Source organism: Kitasatospora sp. NPDC057015 (assembly GCF_042673745.1).
Taxonomy (GTDB): Bacteria; Actinomycetota; Actinomycetes; order Streptomycetales; family Streptomycetaceae; genus Kitasatospora.
Genome location: NZ_JBHUSG010000001.1, coordinates 146,476 through 162,596, shown reverse-complemented (window position 1 = coordinate 162,596; position 16,121 = coordinate 146,476). Strand labels below are relative to the sequence as shown.

The 16,121-nt window shown below is 75.9% G+C and carries 14 protein-coding genes and 1 pseudogene; 11 read left to right on the top strand and 4 right to left on the bottom strand.

What is annotated here, in order from left to right; all coding sequences use genetic code 11:
• Positions 1 to 185: 185 nt before the first annotated feature.
• A complete protein-coding gene (locus tag ACFTWP_RS00680) occupies positions 186 to 1,064 on the bottom strand; it encodes a universal stress protein (RefSeq protein ID WP_380261113.1) in 879 nt (292 codons plus the stop codon).
• 310 nt (positions 1,065 to 1,374) lie between these two features.
• Here ACFTWP_RS00680 and ACFTWP_RS00675 point away from each other — a divergent pair, with 310 nt between their 5' ends.
• The 6 genes from ACFTWP_RS00675 to ACFTWP_RS00650 all read left to right on the top strand — a co-directional run bounded on the left by ACFTWP_RS00675 (position 1,375) and on the right by ACFTWP_RS00650 (position 8,251).
• The gene (locus ACFTWP_RS00675) at positions 1,375 to 1,884 is read left to right on the top strand and encodes a flavodoxin domain-containing protein (RefSeq protein WP_380261111.1); all 510 of its coding nucleotides are present in this window, start codon (positions 1,375 to 1,377) and stop codon (positions 1,882 to 1,884) included.
• Positions 1,885 to 2,018: 134 nt separating this feature from the next.
• The gene (locus ACFTWP_RS00670; RefSeq protein ID WP_380261109.1) at positions 2,019 to 2,714 is read left to right on the top strand and encodes a response regulator; all 696 of its coding nucleotides are present in this window, start codon (positions 2,019 to 2,021) and stop codon (positions 2,712 to 2,714) included.
• Positions 2,715 to 2,820: 106 nt separating this feature from the next.
• Positions 2,821 to 3,117 (top strand): SHOCT domain-containing protein, encoded by a 297-nt coding sequence (locus ACFTWP_RS00665; protein ID WP_380261107.1) that lies wholly within the window; start codon positions 2,821 to 2,823, stop codon positions 3,115 to 3,117.
• Between the two features lie 37 nt (positions 3,118 to 3,154).
• The gene (locus ACFTWP_RS00660) at positions 3,155 to 4,177 is read left to right on the top strand and encodes an Acg family FMN-binding oxidoreductase (protein ID WP_380261105.1); all 1,023 of its coding nucleotides are present in this window, start codon (positions 3,155 to 3,157) and stop codon (positions 4,175 to 4,177) included.
• A 98-nt stretch (positions 4,178 to 4,275) separates the two neighbouring features.
• Positions 4,276 to 6,015: a GAF domain-containing protein gene (locus tag ACFTWP_RS00655; RefSeq protein WP_380261103.1), complete on the top strand. Its 1,740-nt coding sequence runs from the start codon at positions 4,276 to 4,278 to the stop codon at positions 6,013 to 6,015.
• A gap of 367 nt (positions 6,016 to 6,382) precedes the next feature.
• Positions 6,383 to 8,251 carry a PAS domain S-box protein gene (locus ACFTWP_RS00650; RefSeq protein ID WP_380261101.1) on the top strand — a complete coding sequence of 623 codons (1,869 nt, stop codon included), beginning with the start codon at positions 6,383 to 6,385 and terminating at the stop codon, positions 8,249 to 8,251.
• 108 nt (positions 8,252 to 8,359) lie between these two features.
• Here the strand turns inward: ACFTWP_RS00650 and ACFTWP_RS00645 are convergent, their stop codons facing one another.
• Complete coding sequence (locus ACFTWP_RS00645; protein WP_380261099.1) at positions 8,360 to 9,223, bottom strand: universal stress protein; 864 nt, start codon at positions 9,221 to 9,223, stop codon at positions 8,360 to 8,362.
• A gap of 593 nt (positions 9,224 to 9,816) precedes the next feature.
• Between ACFTWP_RS00645 and ACFTWP_RS00640 the strand changes: the two genes are divergently transcribed.
• From ACFTWP_RS00640 to ACFTWP_RS00620, 5 genes and pseudogenes are all read left to right on the top strand, one after another.
• Complete coding sequence (locus ACFTWP_RS00640) at positions 9,817 to 10,755, top strand: ABC transporter ATP-binding protein (RefSeq protein ID WP_380261097.1); 939 nt, start codon at positions 9,817 to 9,819, stop codon at positions 10,753 to 10,755.
• On the top strand, positions 10,752 to 11,600 hold the full coding sequence (locus tag ACFTWP_RS00635) for an ABC transporter permease (protein ID WP_380261095.1): 849 nt from the start codon (positions 10,752 to 10,754) through the stop codon (positions 11,598 to 11,600). The genes ACFTWP_RS00640 and ACFTWP_RS00635 overlap by 4 nt, the downstream gene beginning before the upstream one ends.
• A gap of 77 nt (positions 11,601 to 11,677) precedes the next feature.
• The gene (locus ACFTWP_RS00630; RefSeq protein WP_380261093.1) at positions 11,678 to 13,090 is read left to right on the top strand and encodes a sensor histidine kinase; all 1,413 of its coding nucleotides are present in this window, start codon (positions 11,678 to 11,680) and stop codon (positions 13,088 to 13,090) included.
• Positions 13,087 to 13,755: a response regulator gene (locus ACFTWP_RS00625; protein ID WP_380261091.1), complete on the top strand. Its 669-nt coding sequence runs from the start codon at positions 13,087 to 13,089 to the stop codon at positions 13,753 to 13,755. The genes ACFTWP_RS00630 and ACFTWP_RS00625 overlap by 4 nt, the downstream gene beginning before the upstream one ends.
• Positions 13,756 to 14,212: 457 nt before the next feature.
• Positions 14,213 to 14,446: pseudogene (locus ACFTWP_RS00620) on the top strand (YncE family protein); the annotation flags it as partial.
• Positions 14,447 to 14,515: 69 nt separating this feature from the next.
• Here ACFTWP_RS00620 and ACFTWP_RS00615 read toward each other — a convergent pair.
• Positions 14,516 to 14,995: a heme-degrading domain-containing protein gene (locus ACFTWP_RS00615; protein ID WP_380261089.1), complete on the bottom strand. Its 480-nt coding sequence runs from the start codon at positions 14,993 to 14,995 to the stop codon at positions 14,516 to 14,518.
• Positions 14,992 to 16,068 (bottom strand): Gfo/Idh/MocA family oxidoreductase, encoded by a 1,077-nt coding sequence (locus ACFTWP_RS00610; RefSeq protein ID WP_380261087.1) that lies wholly within the window; start codon positions 16,066 to 16,068, stop codon positions 14,992 to 14,994. The genes ACFTWP_RS00615 and ACFTWP_RS00610 overlap by 4 nt, the downstream gene beginning before the upstream one ends.
• Between the last annotated feature and the right edge of the window lie 53 nt (positions 16,069 to 16,121).

The window sequence follows — 16,121 nt, the reverse complement described above, 5'->3', positions numbered from 1 at the left end:
TCCCGTCCGGAGGCCTGCGCCGCATCCGGGCGGGCCGGGCCTCCACCCGGTACGCACCCACCCTCGCCCCGGACGCCCCTGCGGGCGAGCCGGGGGCGGGCTCCACCTGGACCCGGTGCCCGTCCCGGTGCCCGGTGCCCGCACCCGGTGCCCGTCTCGTGCCTACCGGTGTCGTGCTGTGGGCCTCACGCGTCCGGTGGGTCGGGCGGTCGGGGCACGGTGACGACCGGGCAGTGGGCGTGGTGCAGCAGGCCGTGCGGCAGCGAGCCGAGTCGCATGCCGGTGAATCCGCCGTGGCCGCGGCGCCCGACCACGACGGCGAGGGCGTGCTCCGAGGCCTTGACCAACTCCTCCACGGGGTGGCCGCGGATCACCTCGCGGGTCAGTTCCACGTCGGGGTACCGGGCGGCGTGGCCGCCGGTCGTCTCGGCCAGCAGCCGCCTCAGCGCCTCGACGGTCGCGGGCTCGTCCACCCGGGCCAGCGGCGGCGACTGCCAGACCCAGACGGCGCGCAGGGCGGCTCCCCGCCGGGCCGCCAGGTCGAAGGCCACGTCGGCCGCGGCGGCCGAGGACGGGCTGCCGTCCACCCCCACCACGACGTAGGGCCGGCCCTGGGCGACGGGTTCCGGTTCGCGCAGCACGACCACCGGGCAGTCGGCCTGCGCGCTGACCGGCACGGCCACGGACGAGGCGCTGAGGAACTCCTCCGCGCGGGAGAGCCGGCGCGAGCCGAGCACCACGAGCTCGGCCTGCCGCGAGGCCCGGCACAGGACCTGGCCGGGGTTGCCGTCCACCAGGGTGCCGGTCACCTCCAGACCGGGGTGCCGCTCGCCCACCAGCGCGGTGGCCTCGTCGAGCAACTGGCGGCCGTCGTGGTGGAGCTCCTCGGCGTGCCGCTTCGCGAACGTGCGCGGTTCGGCGGGCGCCCGCAGGACGGCATGGACCATCAGCAGTGGCAGTCCGCGGCGATCCGCCTCGTCGGCGGCCCAGGCCGTCGCGAGCCTGCCGGGGCCCCGGGCGTCGACGCCGAGGACGACGGGACGGCGCTTGCTGGCGGACGCCATGGCTCCTCCACCGGTGATCGTGCGGCGGCCCGGAGATCACGGGCCCCTGTTCGTACGGTAGGCGCGATCGGCGCGGGTGGCAGGGTCGAGCCGCTCGATCGGCGCGGGTGGCAGGGTCGCGCGGCTCCGGGGCGGCAGCCGGTCGGCCCGCCGAAACGGGCCGACCGGCCCTGGCCCGGTGCCCGGCGCCGGCCCACGCTGGAACCGTCGGCCGCACCGGTCGGTAGCGGCCGTCGGCGCCGTACGCGGTTCGGAAGCCGGAAGCCGGCGGCGCGGTAGCCCGCACCGAGGCACACCGAGGAGGAACGTCATGAAGAGGCAGAGGATCCTGGTGGCCTACGGCAGCAAGCACGGCGCCACCGCCGGCATCGCGCAGGAGATCGGCCGCACCCTGGAACAGGACGGCTTCGAGACGGACGTCGTCCCCGCGGCGGAGGTCCGGGACGTGACGGAGTTCGACGCCGTCGTCCTCGGCAGCGCGCTCTACGCGGGCCACTGGCAGCGCGACGCCCTGCACTGCGCCGATCGCAATGCCGAGGCGCTGGCCGCCCGCCCGGTCTGGCTGTTCAGCAGCGGCCCGACGGACGACTCGGCCGAGCGGCACGAGATCGCGCCGGTGCGCGGTGCGGCCAAGGTGATGGAGCACCTGCACGCCCGGGGGCACGTCACCTTCGGCGGCAGCATCACGTCCGAGACCCCGGGGTGGGTGGCGCACGCCCTGGTCAGGCACGGCAAGGGCGGCGACCACCGGGACCCGGAGCACATCCGGGCCTGGGCCCACGGGATCGCGAGCGAGCTGCGCCCCCCGCACCCGGCCTGATGCCGACGTGATCTGACCTGCGGGTGCGCGGCGCCGGGCCGCGCACCCTCCGGGCGCCCGCTGCCCGCTGCGTCCGGATCCCGGCACGGGGACAATCGAGGCAGGGGCCCGCCGTCCGGTTCAGGAGACGAGCGATGGACGTGACCGTGACCGAGGTCCGCGAGCCGGGGCAGCCGCTGCGCGTGTTCCTGCTGGACGATCACGAGGTGGTGCGACGCGGGGTGCGGGACCTCCTGGAGGCCGAGCCCGACATCGAGGTCGTCGGTGAGGGCGGCACGTGTGCGGAGGCGCTGGCCCGGGTGCCGGCCCTGCGCCCCCGGGTCGCGGTGCTGGACGTCCGGCTGCCGGACGGTGACGGGGTGAGCGTCTGCCGGGAGCTGCGGGACCGGCTGCCCGGCCTGGCGTGCCTGATGCTGACCTCCTTCGACGACGACGACGCCCTGCTGGACGCGATCATGGCCGGTGCCGCCGGGTACGTCCTGAAGCAGGTCAAGGGCGCCGACCTGGTCAGCGCGGTGCGGACGGTGGCGTCCGGCCAGTCGATGCTGGACCCGGCCACCACCCGGCAGCTGATGGAGAGCCTGAGACACCAGGACGAGAGCGACGACGCCGCGCTGGCGCAGCTGACCCCGCGCGAGCGGGAGATCCTGGTGCTGGTGGGCGAGGGCAAGACCAACCGGGAGATCGGCGGGGAGCTCTACCTCGCCGAGAAGACCGTGAAGAACCACGTGTCGCGGCTGCTCGCCAAACTCGGGGTCGAACGCCGGCTCCAGGCAGCCGTGATGGCCGCCCACGCCGACGCCGAGCAGCACCCGCCCCGCCCGCGGTGAGCCCTCCGGTCCGCCGGTTCGGGCCGACCGGCCCAAGCGCGGGCACCGCGAACGGGCGCATCGTGGAGGGGAGGCAACCGCCCCGCCCCACGACCGGGAGCCCGCGATGAGGTACCACCACTACCACGACATGAACGGGTGGGGCTTCGGCCTGATGGCCCTCGGCATGCTGCTGTTCCTGGGCCTGTCGGTGGTCGTCGCCGTCGCCCTGATCCGCTACCTCGGCCGCCTGCCCCGGCAGGGCGCCCCGGGCGGGGTGCCCGCCCCACCACCGTCACCGGAGCAGCTGCTCGCCGAACGCTTCGCCCGAGGCGAGATCGACGCCGACGAGTACCGCCACCGCCTGGACACCCTCGTGCAGACCCGCCCCCGATCGGGCCCCGGCGGGCCGGCCTCCGGCTGAACCCGCCGCCGCACCCCGCCCATTCACGGAGAACGCCATGGACACCCTGGCCCTCGACGCCGCCGCGCTGGAGAAGCTGATCTCCGCGGCGGTCGCCGCACCGTCCATCCACAACAGCCAGCCCTGGCACTTCCGGCTGGACCCGGAGACGTCGACGCTGGAGGTGCGTGCCCGCCCGGAGCGCTCGCTGCCGGTCACCGACCCGGACGGGCGTGCGCTGCACATCTCCGTGGGCGCCGCCGTGCTCAACCTCCGCATCGCCGCACGCCGGTTGGGCTGGGCGCCGGTGGTCCGGCTGCTGCCCGACTCCACCGCACCCGACCTGCTGGCCACCGTCGAGCTGGACGACCTGTCGCACGCCCGGCTCGCCGGCACCGAGAACCTGTACGGGGCGATCTGGCGACGCCACACCGTCCGCAGGCCGTTCGCCGGGCCGCCGATCCCCGCCGCCGTGCTCGACCTGCTCGCCGAGACCGCCCTGGCGGAGGAGGCGGTGCTGTACTTCCCCGTCGGCGCCGAGAAGGCCCGGCTGCTGGAGCTGACCGCGGAGGCCGAGCGTCGCAACACCACGGACCCGGCGCGCAGTACCGAGAGCCGCAGCTGGGTCCAGGGGCCCGACGCGCCCGCGTACGGGATTCCCCGCGCCGCGCTCGGTCCGCAGGACAGCGCCGGGCGGTTGCCGATGCGGGACTTCTCGGCGATCCACCCGCCCGAGCCGCTGCCGCCGGCACCGTTCGAGAGCGAACCGTGCATCGCCGTCCTCGCCACCCGGGGCGACGCGCCGGTGGACTGGCTCCGGGCCGGCATCGCGCTGGAGCACGTGCTCCTGGCGGCGACCGTCCACCAGGTCCGGGCATCGTTCCTGCACCAGGCCATGGAGTGGCCGGAGCTGCGCTGGGCCGCCCGCGATCCGAAGCAGGGCCCGGGCCACGCGCAGGTGTTCCTCCGCCTCGGGTACGGGCCGGAGGGCCCGCCGACGCCCCGCCTGCCGCTCTCCGAGGTGCTGGACCCCGCGACGGACGGTGTCGACCCCGCCGTGGACGGGCCCGGCAGGCCGTAGGCCGTGCGGGAGCCAGCCCGGAGGGACGGTCCGGGCCCGCTGACCTAGCCTGGAATCCGGGCCGCCGGCGGCTGCGGCCCGTGCGGACGGAGGGTGCGGTGGGCTCGACCTCGCAACCCGGCCCCACCCCCGGGAGCCCGGCGCAACCGAACCTCGACGACCTGCTCAGCGGGCTCCAGGCGCGGCTGCAGTCCGCCCGCGGCAGCAGGGACCGGGTCAACAGCCTGCTGGAGGCGGTGCTCGCGGTCGGCCGGGACCTCGACCTCGGTCAGGTGCTCCAGCACATCGTGGAGTCCGCCGTGGCGCTGGTGGACGCCGAGTACGGCGCCCTCGGCGTCATCGGTGAGGACCGGCGGCTGGCGCGGTTCGTCCCCGTCGGCGTCGACCGGGAGCGGATCGAGCGGATCGGCCCGCCGCCCAGGGGCCACGGTCTGCTCGGCGAACTGATCCGCCACCCCGAGCCGCTGCGCCTGACCGAGCTCTCCGAGCACCCGTCCTCGTACGGCGTGCCGGAGCACCACCCGCCGATGCACAGCTTCCTCGGTGTGCCGATCCGGGTCCGCGGCAGCGTCTTCGGCAACCTCTACCTCACCGAGAAGCGCGGCGGCGCCGAGTTCGACGCCGAGGACGAGGCGGTGGTCTCGACGCTCGCGGTGGCCGCCGGGGTGGCGATCGACAACGCCCGGCTCTACACCAGGGCCCGGCTGCGCGAGCGCTGGCTGGCGGCGAGCGCGGAGGTCACCAACCGCCTGCTGTCGGGCCGACCGCAGCAGGAGGTGCTGGACCTGCTGATCGCCCGGGCCGGTGAGATCGCCGGCGCGGACCTGACCGTGGTGGCCGTGCCCGTCCCGGACGCAGCCGCCCTGGAGGTGCGGGTCGCCGTCGGGCTGGACGCGGACGCGCACCGGGGGCTGATCCTGCCCACCGAGGGGTCCTTCGTCGGCGCGGCCCTCGCGGCCGGCGGCCCGGTCTCCACCGCCGACGTGCGCGGGGACCCGAGGATCACCGCGGGGCCGCCCCGCTGGGCCGGCCTCGGACCGGCGGTGGCGGTGCCGATCGGGACGGTGGACGGCGGTGTCCGCGGCGTGCTGATGCTGGCCCGGGCGGCGGGCGAGCCCGTCTTCGGACCGGAGGAGTCCGGTCCGCTGGCGGGGTTCGCGGGCCAGGCCGCCGTGGCGATGGAGCTGGCCGGGCGCCGCCGGGACTCCGAGCAGGTCGCGCTGCTGGAGGAGCGCGACCGGATCGCCCGGGACCTGCACGACCTGGCGATCCAGCGGCTGTTCGCGACCGGGATGACGCTGCAGGGCGCCACCCGCTTCATCGACCACCCGGAGGCGTCCGCGAGGGTCCTGCGCGCCATCGACGACCTCGACGAGACGGTGCGCACGATCCGCTCCACCATCTTCGGGCTGCGGGCCAAGGAAGGCGGTCCGGCGGCCCGCGGGCTGCGGGGCCGGGTGGTCGCCGCGGTCGACCGGGCCGCCGCCGGCCTGGGCTTCGCCCCCGCGCTCAGGATGGACGGGCTGCTGGACGTCCGGGTGCCCCAGCCGGTGGGTGACGAGGTGGTCGCGGTGCTGGCGGAGGCCCTGTCCAACGTCCTCCGGCACGCCCGGGCCCACACGGTCGACGTGACCCTGAGCGTCGCGGCGGAGCTGATCCTGACGGTCACCGACGACGGGGTCGGCATCCCGGACGGCGCGCCGCGGAGCGGGCTCGCCAACCTCGCGGAGCGGGCGGAGCGCCTCGGTGGGAGCTTCCGGGCCGGTCCGCGCCCCGGCGGGGGGACCGTGCTGGTGTGGCGGGTCCCGCTCCCCCCGGCGGACGGCGCACCGGGCTGATCCGTGCGGCGGGCCCCGGCTCCGTCCGGTCGGTCCGCCGTCGGCCTGCCGTCAGTCCGCCGACGCCGACGCCGACGCCGACGCCGACGCCGACGCCGGTGACCCGGTCGCCCGGTCGCCCGGGGAGGTCACGGGCAGCGCCGTCCGGGCGCACACGGCGGTGTGTGCCGGTTCGGTCGAGAAGTGTCAGGAGCGGGCGGAAGCAGTCCATTCCAGGTGGTTTCCGCACATCGGTCCACCGGTCCCCGCGATCTCACTAGCGTCCTCTTCCATGGTCACCCCGCGCAGTCACCAGACCGAAGACCCCCTGCACCGAGGTGCTGCCGGTACCGCGGCCATACCCCGCCAGAGCGTCGCCGGCCGGGACATGGACGAACTCCGTGCCGCGGAACAGCGCTTCCGGGGGCTGCTGGAGTCCGCACCGGACGCGATGGTGATCGTGGACGACCGCGGGGTCATCAGACTGGTCAACGCGCAGACCGAGGCGCTGTTCGGCTACCACCGCGACGAACTCCTCGGCAGACCCGTGGAGGCCCTGCTGCCGGAGCGGTTCCGCGCCCACCACCCCCGGCACCGCAGCGGCTACACCGTCACCCGGCGCACCCGGCCGATGGGCTCCGGACTCGACCTCTACGGGCTGCGGCGGGACGGCACCGAGTTCCCGGTCGAGATCAGCCTCAGCCCGCTGGAGACCGCCGAGGGACTGCTGGTCTCCGCGGCCATCCGGGACGTCAGCGACCGCAAGGCGGCGGAGGTCAGGATCACCGAGCTCGCGGCGCTGGTGGAGTCCTCGCAGGACGCGATCATCACCCACACCCTGGACGGCCGGATCACCTACTGGAACGCCGCCGCCCACCGGCTCTACGGATACGCCCCGCAGGAGGCGATCGGCCGCCACATCGCGACGCTCGCCCCGCCCGACCTCAAGGAGGAGGTGAGCGCCCTGCTGGAGCGGCTCGCGCGCGGCGAGCGGGTGGAGAACCACGAGGCGCTCCGGGTGGCCTCCACCGGACGGCTGCTCCACGTCGACGTCACCCTCTGGCCGACCCGGGACCAGTACGGGGACATCTGCGGCGCGTCCGCGATCGTCCGTGACGTCGCCGACCGAAAACGGGCCGAACTGGAGCTGACCCGGCTCTACGAGCAGCAGCGCCACATCGCGCTCACCCTGCAGCGCAGCCTGATGGGCTCGCCGCCCGACATCCCCGGCATGCGGACCGCGAGCCGCTACCTGGCCTCGACCGAGGGCGCGGGCGTCGGCGGCGACTGGTTCGACCTGGTGCCGCTCGGCGCCGGGCGCATCGGCGTCATCGTCGGCGACGTCATGGGACGGGGGCTGGAGGCCGCCGCGGTGATGGGACAACTGCGCTCCGCCGCGCACGCACTGGCCAAGACGGGCATGCCCCCGCGGCAGCTGATGCGGGCCCTGGACGCGGTGGTCGCCGACCTGCCCGACCAACTGGTCACCTGCTGCTACCTGGTGATCGACCCGGACGCCGGTGAGGTGGCCATCTGCTCGGCCGGCCACCTGCCGGCCCTGCTGGTCTCCCCGGACAACACGGTGCGCGAACTCCTCGCGCCGGTCAGCGTTCCGCTGGGGGTGGGCGACATCCCGCACCAGCAGACGACGCTCCCCGTCCCGCCCGGCTCCACGCTGGTGCTGTACACGGACGGCCTGGTGGAGACCCCGGAGAGCGACATCGGTGTCCAACTCTCCGCACTGGCCGGCGAGCTGGAACGGTCCTTCATCCAGACACCGGACCTGGAGGTGGTCGCCGACCGGGTGCTCCGGGCGATGCTGCCGAGGACGGATCGCTGCGCCGACGACGTGACGCTGCTGCTCGCCCACCTGCCCGCCCCGCCGCTGGCGACCGCCGCCGTCGAACTCCCGGCGCTCGCCTCCTCGGCGGCGGCCGGCCGCCGCTTCCTACGGGACACCCTCGGGAGCTGGGAGTGCTCCGAGGCCGAGGACACCGCCTGCCTGCTCAGCTCCGAGCTGATCGCCAACGCCGTCCGGCACGCCAGCGGGCCGATCGGGCTGCGCCTGCACCGGACGGCCCGGGAACTGACCGTGGAGGTCGCGGACACCAGCCCCACGCTGCCGGTGCCCCGGTTCGCCGACCAGGCCAGCGAGGACGGCCGGGGCCTGTGCCTGGTGGAGGTGCTCGCCCGCGGCTGGGGTGCCCGGCCGACGGCCACCGGCAAGACCGTCTGGTTCAGCCTGGTGATCGACTGACCCGGGTGCCCCGGCCGATGCCCCGCGTGCCCGTCGGCCGGGGCATCGCCGGTCGGTACTCCGTCGGCCGGTACATCGTCGGTCGGTACATCGTCGGATGACGCACCGTCAGCCGACGGGCACCACGGCCACCGGGCACGGCGCGTGATGCAGCACCGCATGGCTGACCGAGCCCAACTGCAGCCCGCCGTGGGCGTGCCGCCCCGCCGCGAGCACGACGAGGTCGGCGCCGGCGGCCGCCTCCAGCAGCACCTTGGCCGCCCGCCCCCGTCGCGCCCGCCGGTGGACGGTCAACCCGTCGGCGTCCGGCAGGGGGACGGCGGCCACCAGCCGCCCGGCGAGCTCCTCCGCCGTCACGTCGGTCATCAGGATCGAGCCGCCCGAGCGGAAGGACTCGCGCTGCCAGGCGTGCACCAGGTCCAGCTCCGCACCCCGGACCCGCGCCTCGGCGACCGCGAACCCGGCCGCGGCGGCCGTCGCCCGCTCGTTCTCGTCCACCGCCAGGACCAGCCGGCCGGTCGGCTCGGACGGCTCCCCGCGCACCAGCACCACCGGGTACTCGGCCCGCCCCACCACCCGCAGCCCGACCGAGCCGAGCAGCAGCCCCTCGAAGCCCCCGCGGCCGCGGTGCCCCAGCACCAGGAGCGGCGCCAGGCCGCCCAGCCCGAGCAGCGCGGGGACGGCGTCCTCGGGGATCACCTCGGTGGCCGTCTCCACGGCGGGCTGCCGCTCGGCCGCGCGCTCCAGCGCGGCGGCGATCAGCTGCCGGACCTCGTTGCGGACGGACAGCGGCTCGTCCTCGTCCTCGGTGTCCCGTTCGTAGCGCTCCCAGAGGCAGGCGTGCACCAGCCGGAGCGGCACCCGTCGGCGCGCCGCCTCGTCGGCGCCCCAGTCGACCGCCCGGAGGCTCTGCTCCGAGCCGTCCACCGCCACCACGACGCACCTGACCGCCGTGCCAGACCCGTTCGCCATCTCCGCCATCCTCTCCGCGTCGGCCTCCCCGGCGCTGCCCCGCGGCGAGCCGGACCCACGCAGGGGTAGGGGGGCGAGGAGCACCGGGGCCGTCCGCCCGGCGGGTACGGGGCCGCTCAGCGCCGCACGGCCGCCGGCCGCCGGGGGTGGTCTCCCGGGGCCGGCGGCCGGCCGTTCACCACGGGCTCCAGGTTCAGCACTGGGGCCGACGGCCGTGGTTGGCCGAGTGCTTACGACGTGCCCTCTTCTTACGGCGCCGCTTCGACGACATGGCCGCTCCTCTCGGGGTGACACGCTCCGCCCGGTCGCCCGGGCCCTATCGCCATGGTCCACCCCGGGGACGGGATGCGCGAAAGCAGCCGGACGACCCCCGGGAGCGCCCGTCCCCGCCGCCGCTACCGCCGCCGTTACCGCCGTCCCCGGTGCCGTTCCCGCCGTCCCGCGCCGGGCACGGTCGCGCCCGGCGGTAGTACCGCGGTACCACCGGTCGGCGGAGCTTCGCGCCCCGGGTACCACGGTCCGCACCGGGTCCGCACCTAGCGTGGTCATCGAGGCAGCCGGGTCGGCCGGTGCCCGAGCGCGAGGGAGCACCCATGATCGAGGCGCAGCAGCTGACGAAACGCTACGGGGAGAAGACGGCGGTCGACCGGCTGGACTTCACCGTCCGGCCCGGATCGGTGACCGGCTTCCTCGGCCCCAACGGTGCCGGGAAGTCCACCACGATGCGGATGATCGTCGGGCTGGACGCGCCGAGCAGCGGTTCGGTGCTGGTGAACGGCCGCCGCTACGCCGAGCACGCCGCGCCGCTCCAGGAGGTCGGCGCGCTGCTGGAGGCCAAGTCGATCCACCCGGGGCGCTCCGCCTTCGACCACCTGATGGCCCAGGCCCACACGCACGGGATCCCGCGTCGCCGGGTCGAGGAGGTCATCGAGCTGACGGGCCTGCAGAGCGTGGCGAAGAAGCGCGCCGGAGCGTTCTCGCTGGGCATGGGCCAGCGGCTCGGCATCGCGGCGGCCCTGCTCGGCGACCCGGCGACGGTGATGCTGGACGAGCCGGTCAACGGCCTCGACCCGGAGGGCGTGCTGTGGATCCGCAACCTCCTCACCGGGCTCGCCGCGGAGGGCCGTACGGTGTTCGTCTCCTCGCACCTGATGAGTGAGGTGGCCCTGGTGGCCGACCACCTCATCGTGGTGGGCCGCGGCCGGCTGCTCGCCGACACCACCGTCCAGGACCTCGTCCGGCAGGCGGGCGGCGACACCGTCCAGGTGGCCTGTGCGGACCCCGGCCGGCTGCGCGAGGTGCTCGCCGGGCCCGGCGTGGAGATCACCGGCCGGGCCGGCTCGGAGGAGCTGCAGGTCGTCGGCCTGACGGCCCGGGAGATCGGACTGAAGGCCGCCGAGCACGGCATCGCGCTGTTCGAACTGACCGCGCGGGCGGTCTCCCTGGAGGAGGCCTTCATGGACCTGACCAGGGACGCCGTCGAGTACCACGGCACCACCACCGGCATCGAGACCCCCGGGAGGGCGGCATGAGCACCATCGCCCCGAGTCACACCGGCGAGCCGGCCGCCGCCGCGCCCGCCCGTACCGTCCACCGGGTCACCGGGCGGCGGGTCCTGCGCTCCGAGTGGGCCAAGCTGTGGTCGCTGCGCTCCACCTGGATCACCCTCGGCCTGGCCCTGCTGTTCGTGGTCGCCTTCGGCATCATCGCCTGTGCGCACTACAAGTCCAGGATCACCTCCGGCGGCCGTCTGGACCGGGACTTCGCGGACGCCACGGCGGTGCGCCTCTCGCTGTTCGGCACCAACTTCGGCCAGCTCGCCCTGGGCGTCCTGGGCGTCCTGGTCACCGCGGGCGAGTACTCCACCGGGATGATCCGCTCCACGCTGGCGGCCGTCCCGCGCCGCCTGCCGGTGCTGTGGTCCAAGATCGCGGTGTACGGGGTGGTGGCGCTGCTGGTCGGCACCGCCGGCGTCCTCACCGCCTTCCTGATCGGCAGCGGCATCGTCTCCGGTACGCCCGCCGCGCTCTCGCCGTCCGACCCGGGTGTGGTGCGCAGCCTGCTCGGCGCCGGGCTCTACCTCGGCCTGGTCGGCGTCATCGGGGTGGCGCTGGGCGCCCTGCTGCGCTCGGTCGCCGGCGGCATCTCCGTGCTGGTGGCCTCGCTGATGCTTGTCCCGGGCCTGATCAGCCTGCTGCCGACCTCGTGGCAGGACGACATCAGCCCCTACCTGCCCAGCAACGCGGGCGAGTCGATGTTCGCGCTGCGGCACGCGGCCGGCACGCTCACCCCGGGCACCGGACTGCTGGTCCTCGCGGCGTGGACGGTGCTGGCCGCCGGCGCCGCGGCCTGGCGCCTCGCCCGCACCGACGCCTGACCGCCGGAGCCCGGCGCGGCCGGCGGCGCGGCCACCGGATGGTCGGCCCGCCGCCGGTCCTCGCCCACTATGGACGGGTGCACCTCGTGACCACCGACCTCACCGCCGCCGCCCGGCCGGGCCCGCCGCCGGCCGGGCCGCCGCTGCTGCCGGCCCCGCCGGGACCGGAAGCGCTCTGGGCGCACCCCCTGGTGGCCCGCCTGGCGGCGGCCGGACAGCGGCTGCGCCGACTCGACCAGGACCGTCCGTGGCTGCTGGACACCGCCGTCGTCCTGGTGGTCCTCGTGCTGTCCTGCCTGCCCGACCTGGTCCACCGGGGCGGCCCCCGCGGGCTGCGGGCCGGCCTGACCCAGCTCCCGGTGGCCGGGATCCTGGCCTTCCAGGCCGCGCTGGTCCTGCCGCTGTGGTGGCGCCGCCGGGCGCCGTCCCTCGCCTACGGGGTGATCGCGGCCGTCTTCGTCGTGCAGTGGAGCCTGCTGGTGGTGCTGCGCGCCGACGTGGCGCTGCTGATCGCCCTGTACGGCCTCGCCCTGCACGGCCGCCTGCGGCACCTGCCGTACGCCTGCGCGGTGATGGCAGGCGCACTCGGCCTCGTCGCGGTGCAGGTGTCCAGTCTGGTCACGGTGGGCGACGCCCTCTTCTTCCTGGCCAGCGCGGCGACGGCGTCCGTCGCCCTGGGTCTCGCCCTGCGGATCCGCCGCGCCCACGTCGCCGCGCTGCGCGAGCGGGCCGTCCGGCTGGAGATCGAGCGCGACCAGCGCACGGCGCTGGCCGCCGCCGCGGAGCGCGCGCGGGTGGCCCGCGAGATGCACGACATCATCGGACACAACCTGTCGGTGATCATCGGCCTGGCCGACGGCGGCGCCTACGCGGCCGACGTCAACCCCGGCCGGGGCAAGGAGGCGCTCCAGCTGATCGCGGGCACCGGCCGCGAGGCCCTGGGGGAGATGCGCCGGATGCTCGGCGTGCTGCGCGAGGACGACGAGGGCTCGGGCCTGCGGCCGCAACCGGGCCTCGCCGACCTCGCGGACCTGTGCGAGCGGGTCCGGGCGGCCGGCCCGCAGGTCACCTACCGCACCGGCGGGGACCTGGAGAGCCTGGACCTCGGAGCGCAGCTGGTGGTGTACCGGATCGCCCAGGAGGCCCTGACCAACTCCCTCAAGCACGCGGGCAGCGGGACCACGGCCAGGCTGCGGATCACGGTCGACGGCCCGGCGGTCGCCGTCCGGGTCGAGGACACCGGCCCGCCCGGCGGCGGCCCCGACGTGCCGGCGCCCGCGGACACCCAGGGGCAGGGCCTGGCCGGCATGCGGGAGCGCGCCGCCCTCTACGCCGGGAGCGTCACCGCCGGGCCGCGCCCGGGCGGCGGCTGGACGGTCGAGGCCCTGCTCACCCTCAGTCCGCCGGCCGCCGCCCCGGGCCCGCCGCCCCCGACCCCGTTGCCCGGCACCCCGACCCCGCCCGCCGACCCCGAAGGCCTCAGCTCGTGACGACCGTGCTCATCGTGGACGACCAGCCCCTCCAGCGGCTGGGCTTTCGCATGCTGCTGGAAAGCTCCCCGGAAACGGACGTGGCCGGCGAGGCGGGCCACGGCGCCGAAGCCGTCCGCAAGGCCGCCGAGCTGCGCCCGGACGTGGTCCTGATGGACGTCCGGATGCCGGGCATGGACGGCATCGAGGCCACCCGCCGCATCGTCGCCGCCGGCGGGCGCTGCCGGGTGCTCGTCCTGACGACCTTCGACATGGACGAGTACGCCCACGCGGCGCTGCGCGCCGGGGCCAGCGGGTTCCTGCTCAAGGACGCCCTGCCGGAGGAACTGCTGGCCGGGATCCGGGCGGTGGCCTCCGGCGACGCGGTGATCGCCCCCGGCCTCACCCGGCGGCTGCTGGACGCGTACGCCCACCACCTGCCCGTCCGTGCGCCGGGTGAGCCGGTCACCGACGATCCCCGGTTGCGGGCCCTGACCGAGCGGGAGCGGGAGATCCTGGTGGCGATCGCCCAGGGCTGGACGAACGGGGAGATCGCCCGGCGGCTGGTGCTGGCGGAGTCCACGGTGAAGACCCATGTCGGGCGGGTGCTGGCCAAGGTGGGCGCCCGGGACCGGGTGCAGGCTGTGATCTTCGCCTACGACCTCGGCCTGGCCAGGCCGGCCTGATCCCGGGCATCGGCGCGGCCCCGGCCCGGCCCCGGCTCGCTCCGGTCGTCGCTCGGGCCGTCCGCCGGTGCGGCGCGGCGGGCCGCGCGCGGGGGTGCGCGGGTGGTGCAGCCGGCCGGGACCGTGGGAGGGGGGAGCCCCGGTCCCGGCCGTGGGAGGCTCCGGCCGCAGGGGGGCGCGGCCGGGCTGCTCGGCGGCCCTGGGGTGTGAGTGGTGGGGCCGCCGTGCCGGAATGCTAGACCCGCGCGGGGCGTCTGAGAAGGGCTCCGACCAGGGATTATCGGGTCGCGGACATGCCATTCCGGTCAGAGTGGGACCGGCCCGCCGCCGGCGTCGCGGTGGGTGACCGTAGGGGCCGGATCGGTGTCCGCCGGGCGGGTCGGGGGGCGCCGGTCAGGGGTATTCGCGCTCGAAGGAGCGGCCGGTGCTCTGGCCGAGCGCCCGCAGGACGGCCTGCTCGACGGTGGTGGACCTGGCCACTCTTCGGGAGAGCCCGCCGGTGCCCGCCTCGAAGCCGTACCGGGCGACGGTGAGCGGGGACGGCAGGTGCTGCGTCGTCCCGGAGAGCGGCGGACCAGGTCACCGCGATCGACTCCGCCACCGGTCGCCCGGTGGTGTCCGCGCCGGTGGGGGCCACCCCCGGCGGGTGCGGGCGGGTCGCGTCGGGGCCGACCGGACCGGGCCCTCGACGGGCCGGGCGCGCTCCCGGTCCGGGCCCGCCCCACGCTCGGCGAGGGGCGGGCCCGGACCGGCGGGTGGGTCAGCGCGCAGCCAGGTGGCGTTCCAGTGCGGCGACGACCAGGCGGTGGTCCTCGGCCTGGGGGAGGCCGGAGACGGCGACGGTGCCGACCACGCCGACTCCCGCGACCGTCAGCGGGAAGGCGCCGCCGTGCGCGGCGTAGGTGTCCGGGTCGAGCCGGGACTTCTCCTCGAACGTGGTGCCCTGCGCCGCGAAGCGCAGGCCGACCAGGTACGAGGCGTGGCCGTAGCGCTCCACGGTGCGGGTCTTGCGCCGGAGCCAGGCGTCGTTGTCGGCGCAGGTGCCGGGCAGGGCGTAGTGGAAGAGCTGCTGGGTGCCGCGCCGGATGTCGACGGTGACCGGCGCGCCCCACTCGCGGGCGAGCTCGACCAGGGCGCCGCCCAGTCGCCAGGCGTCCTCGTTGTCGAAGCCCGGCAGGACGAGCCGCCGCTCCTCGTCCTCGATCCGGCGGATCAGCTCGGTGATCTCCTCGGGGCTCATGCGTGGACCTCCTCGGCGAGTGCGACCGTGCGGCCCTCGGCGGCCGAGCGCACCGCGGCCTCCAGAACGGTCAGGGCGGCGACGGCGTCGCGCGGGTCGACGGGGGCCGGCGCGCCGTCGCGCAGCGCGGCCATCACGCCGGCGTAGAAGGCGGGGTAGTCGCCGGGCAGCGGGCGGTGCGGTCGGGCCTCGTCCAGGGTGCCGAGCAGGCCCCAGCCGGACTCGGGGACCTCGCCCCAGCCCGGTCCGGGCCGCCGGCCGGCGCGCAGCGCGTCCTCCTGCGGGTCGAGCCCGTGGCTCACGTACGCCGACCGGTCGCCCAGCACCCGCAGGCGCGGCCCGAGTTGGCCGGTCAGCGCGCTCATCCACAGGTGCGAGCGGACGCCGTTCGCGTGGGTGAGGGCGACGAAGGCGTCGTCGTCGACCAGGGCGCCCGGGCGGCGGACGTCCACCTCGGCGTGGACCCGGACGGCCGGGCCGAACAGCTGCAGTGCCTGGTCGACCAGGTGGCTGCCGAGGTCGTAGAGGATGCCGCCGACCTCGGCCGGGTCGGCGGACTCGCGCCAGCCCGCGCCGGGCTGCGGTCGCCAGCGTTCGAAGCGGGACTCGTACCGGTGCACGGCGCCGAGCTCGCCCCGGTCGATCAGCTGCCGGACGGTGCGGAAGTCGGCGTCCCAGCGGCGGTTCTGGAAGACCGTCAGCAGCAGCCCGCGCTCCCTGGCGAGGTCGGCGAGGCTCGCCGCCTCGGCGGCGGTGGCGGCCAGCGGTTTGTCGACCACCACCGGCAGGCCGGCCTCCAGCGCCGCCCGGGCGAGCGGCACGTGGGTGCGGTTGGGGGAGGCGATCACCAGCAGGTCCAGCGCGTCCGGGTCGGCGAGGAGCTGCTCGGCGGTGTCGACGGCGCGGGCCTGCGAGTGCTCGCGCCGGAGCTGCTCGCGGCGCTCGGGGCTGGCGGTGACGACGCTCTGCAGCCGCAGGCCGGGGGTGGTGGCGATGAGCGGGGCGTGGAAGGCCGCGCCGGCCAGGCCGTACCCGACCAGGCCGACCCGCAGGCCGGTACTCGGAGTGTTCATGGCTCCAGTTAAACAACGCTGTTTCCTAAGTGCAAGGGCAGGCAGAATGGAGC

Excerpts from the sequence above, each read along its gene's own strand:
- ACFTWP_RS00680 (WP_380261113.1), bottom strand. The coding sequence starts at position 1,064 with ATGGCGTCCGCCAGCAAGCGCCGTCCCGTCGTCCTCGGCGTCGACGCC.
- ACFTWP_RS00675 (WP_380261111.1), top strand. The coding sequence starts at position 1,375 with ATGAAGAGGCAGAGGATCCTGGTGGCCTACGGCAGCAAGCACGGCGCC.
- ACFTWP_RS00670 (WP_380261109.1), top strand. The coding sequence starts at position 2,019 with ATGGACGTGACCGTGACCGAGGTCCGCGAGCCGGGGCAGCCGCTGCGC.
- ACFTWP_RS00665 (WP_380261107.1), top strand. The coding sequence starts at position 2,821 with ATGAGGTACCACCACTACCACGACATGAACGGGTGGGGCTTCGGCCTG.
- ACFTWP_RS00660 (WP_380261105.1), top strand. The coding sequence starts at position 3,155 with ATGGACACCCTGGCCCTCGACGCCGCCGCGCTGGAGAAGCTGATCTCC.
- ACFTWP_RS00650 (WP_380261101.1), top strand. The coding sequence starts at position 6,383 with ATGGACGAACTCCGTGCCGCGGAACAGCGCTTCCGGGGGCTGCTGGAG.
- ACFTWP_RS00645 (WP_380261099.1), bottom strand. The coding sequence starts at position 9,223 with ATGGCGAACGGGTCTGGCACGGCGGTCAGGTGCGTCGTGGTGGCGGTG.
- ACFTWP_RS00640 (WP_380261097.1), top strand. The coding sequence starts at position 9,817 with ATGATCGAGGCGCAGCAGCTGACGAAACGCTACGGGGAGAAGACGGCG.
- ACFTWP_RS00635 (WP_380261095.1), top strand. The coding sequence starts at position 10,752 with ATGAGCACCATCGCCCCGAGTCACACCGGCGAGCCGGCCGCCGCCGCG.
- ACFTWP_RS00615 (WP_380261089.1), bottom strand. The coding sequence starts at position 14,995 with ATGAGCCCCGAGGAGATCACCGAGCTGATCCGCCGGATCGAGGACGAG.
- ACFTWP_RS00610 (WP_380261087.1), bottom strand. The coding sequence starts at position 16,068 with ATGAACACTCCGAGTACCGGCCTGCGGGTCGGCCTGGTCGGGTACGGC.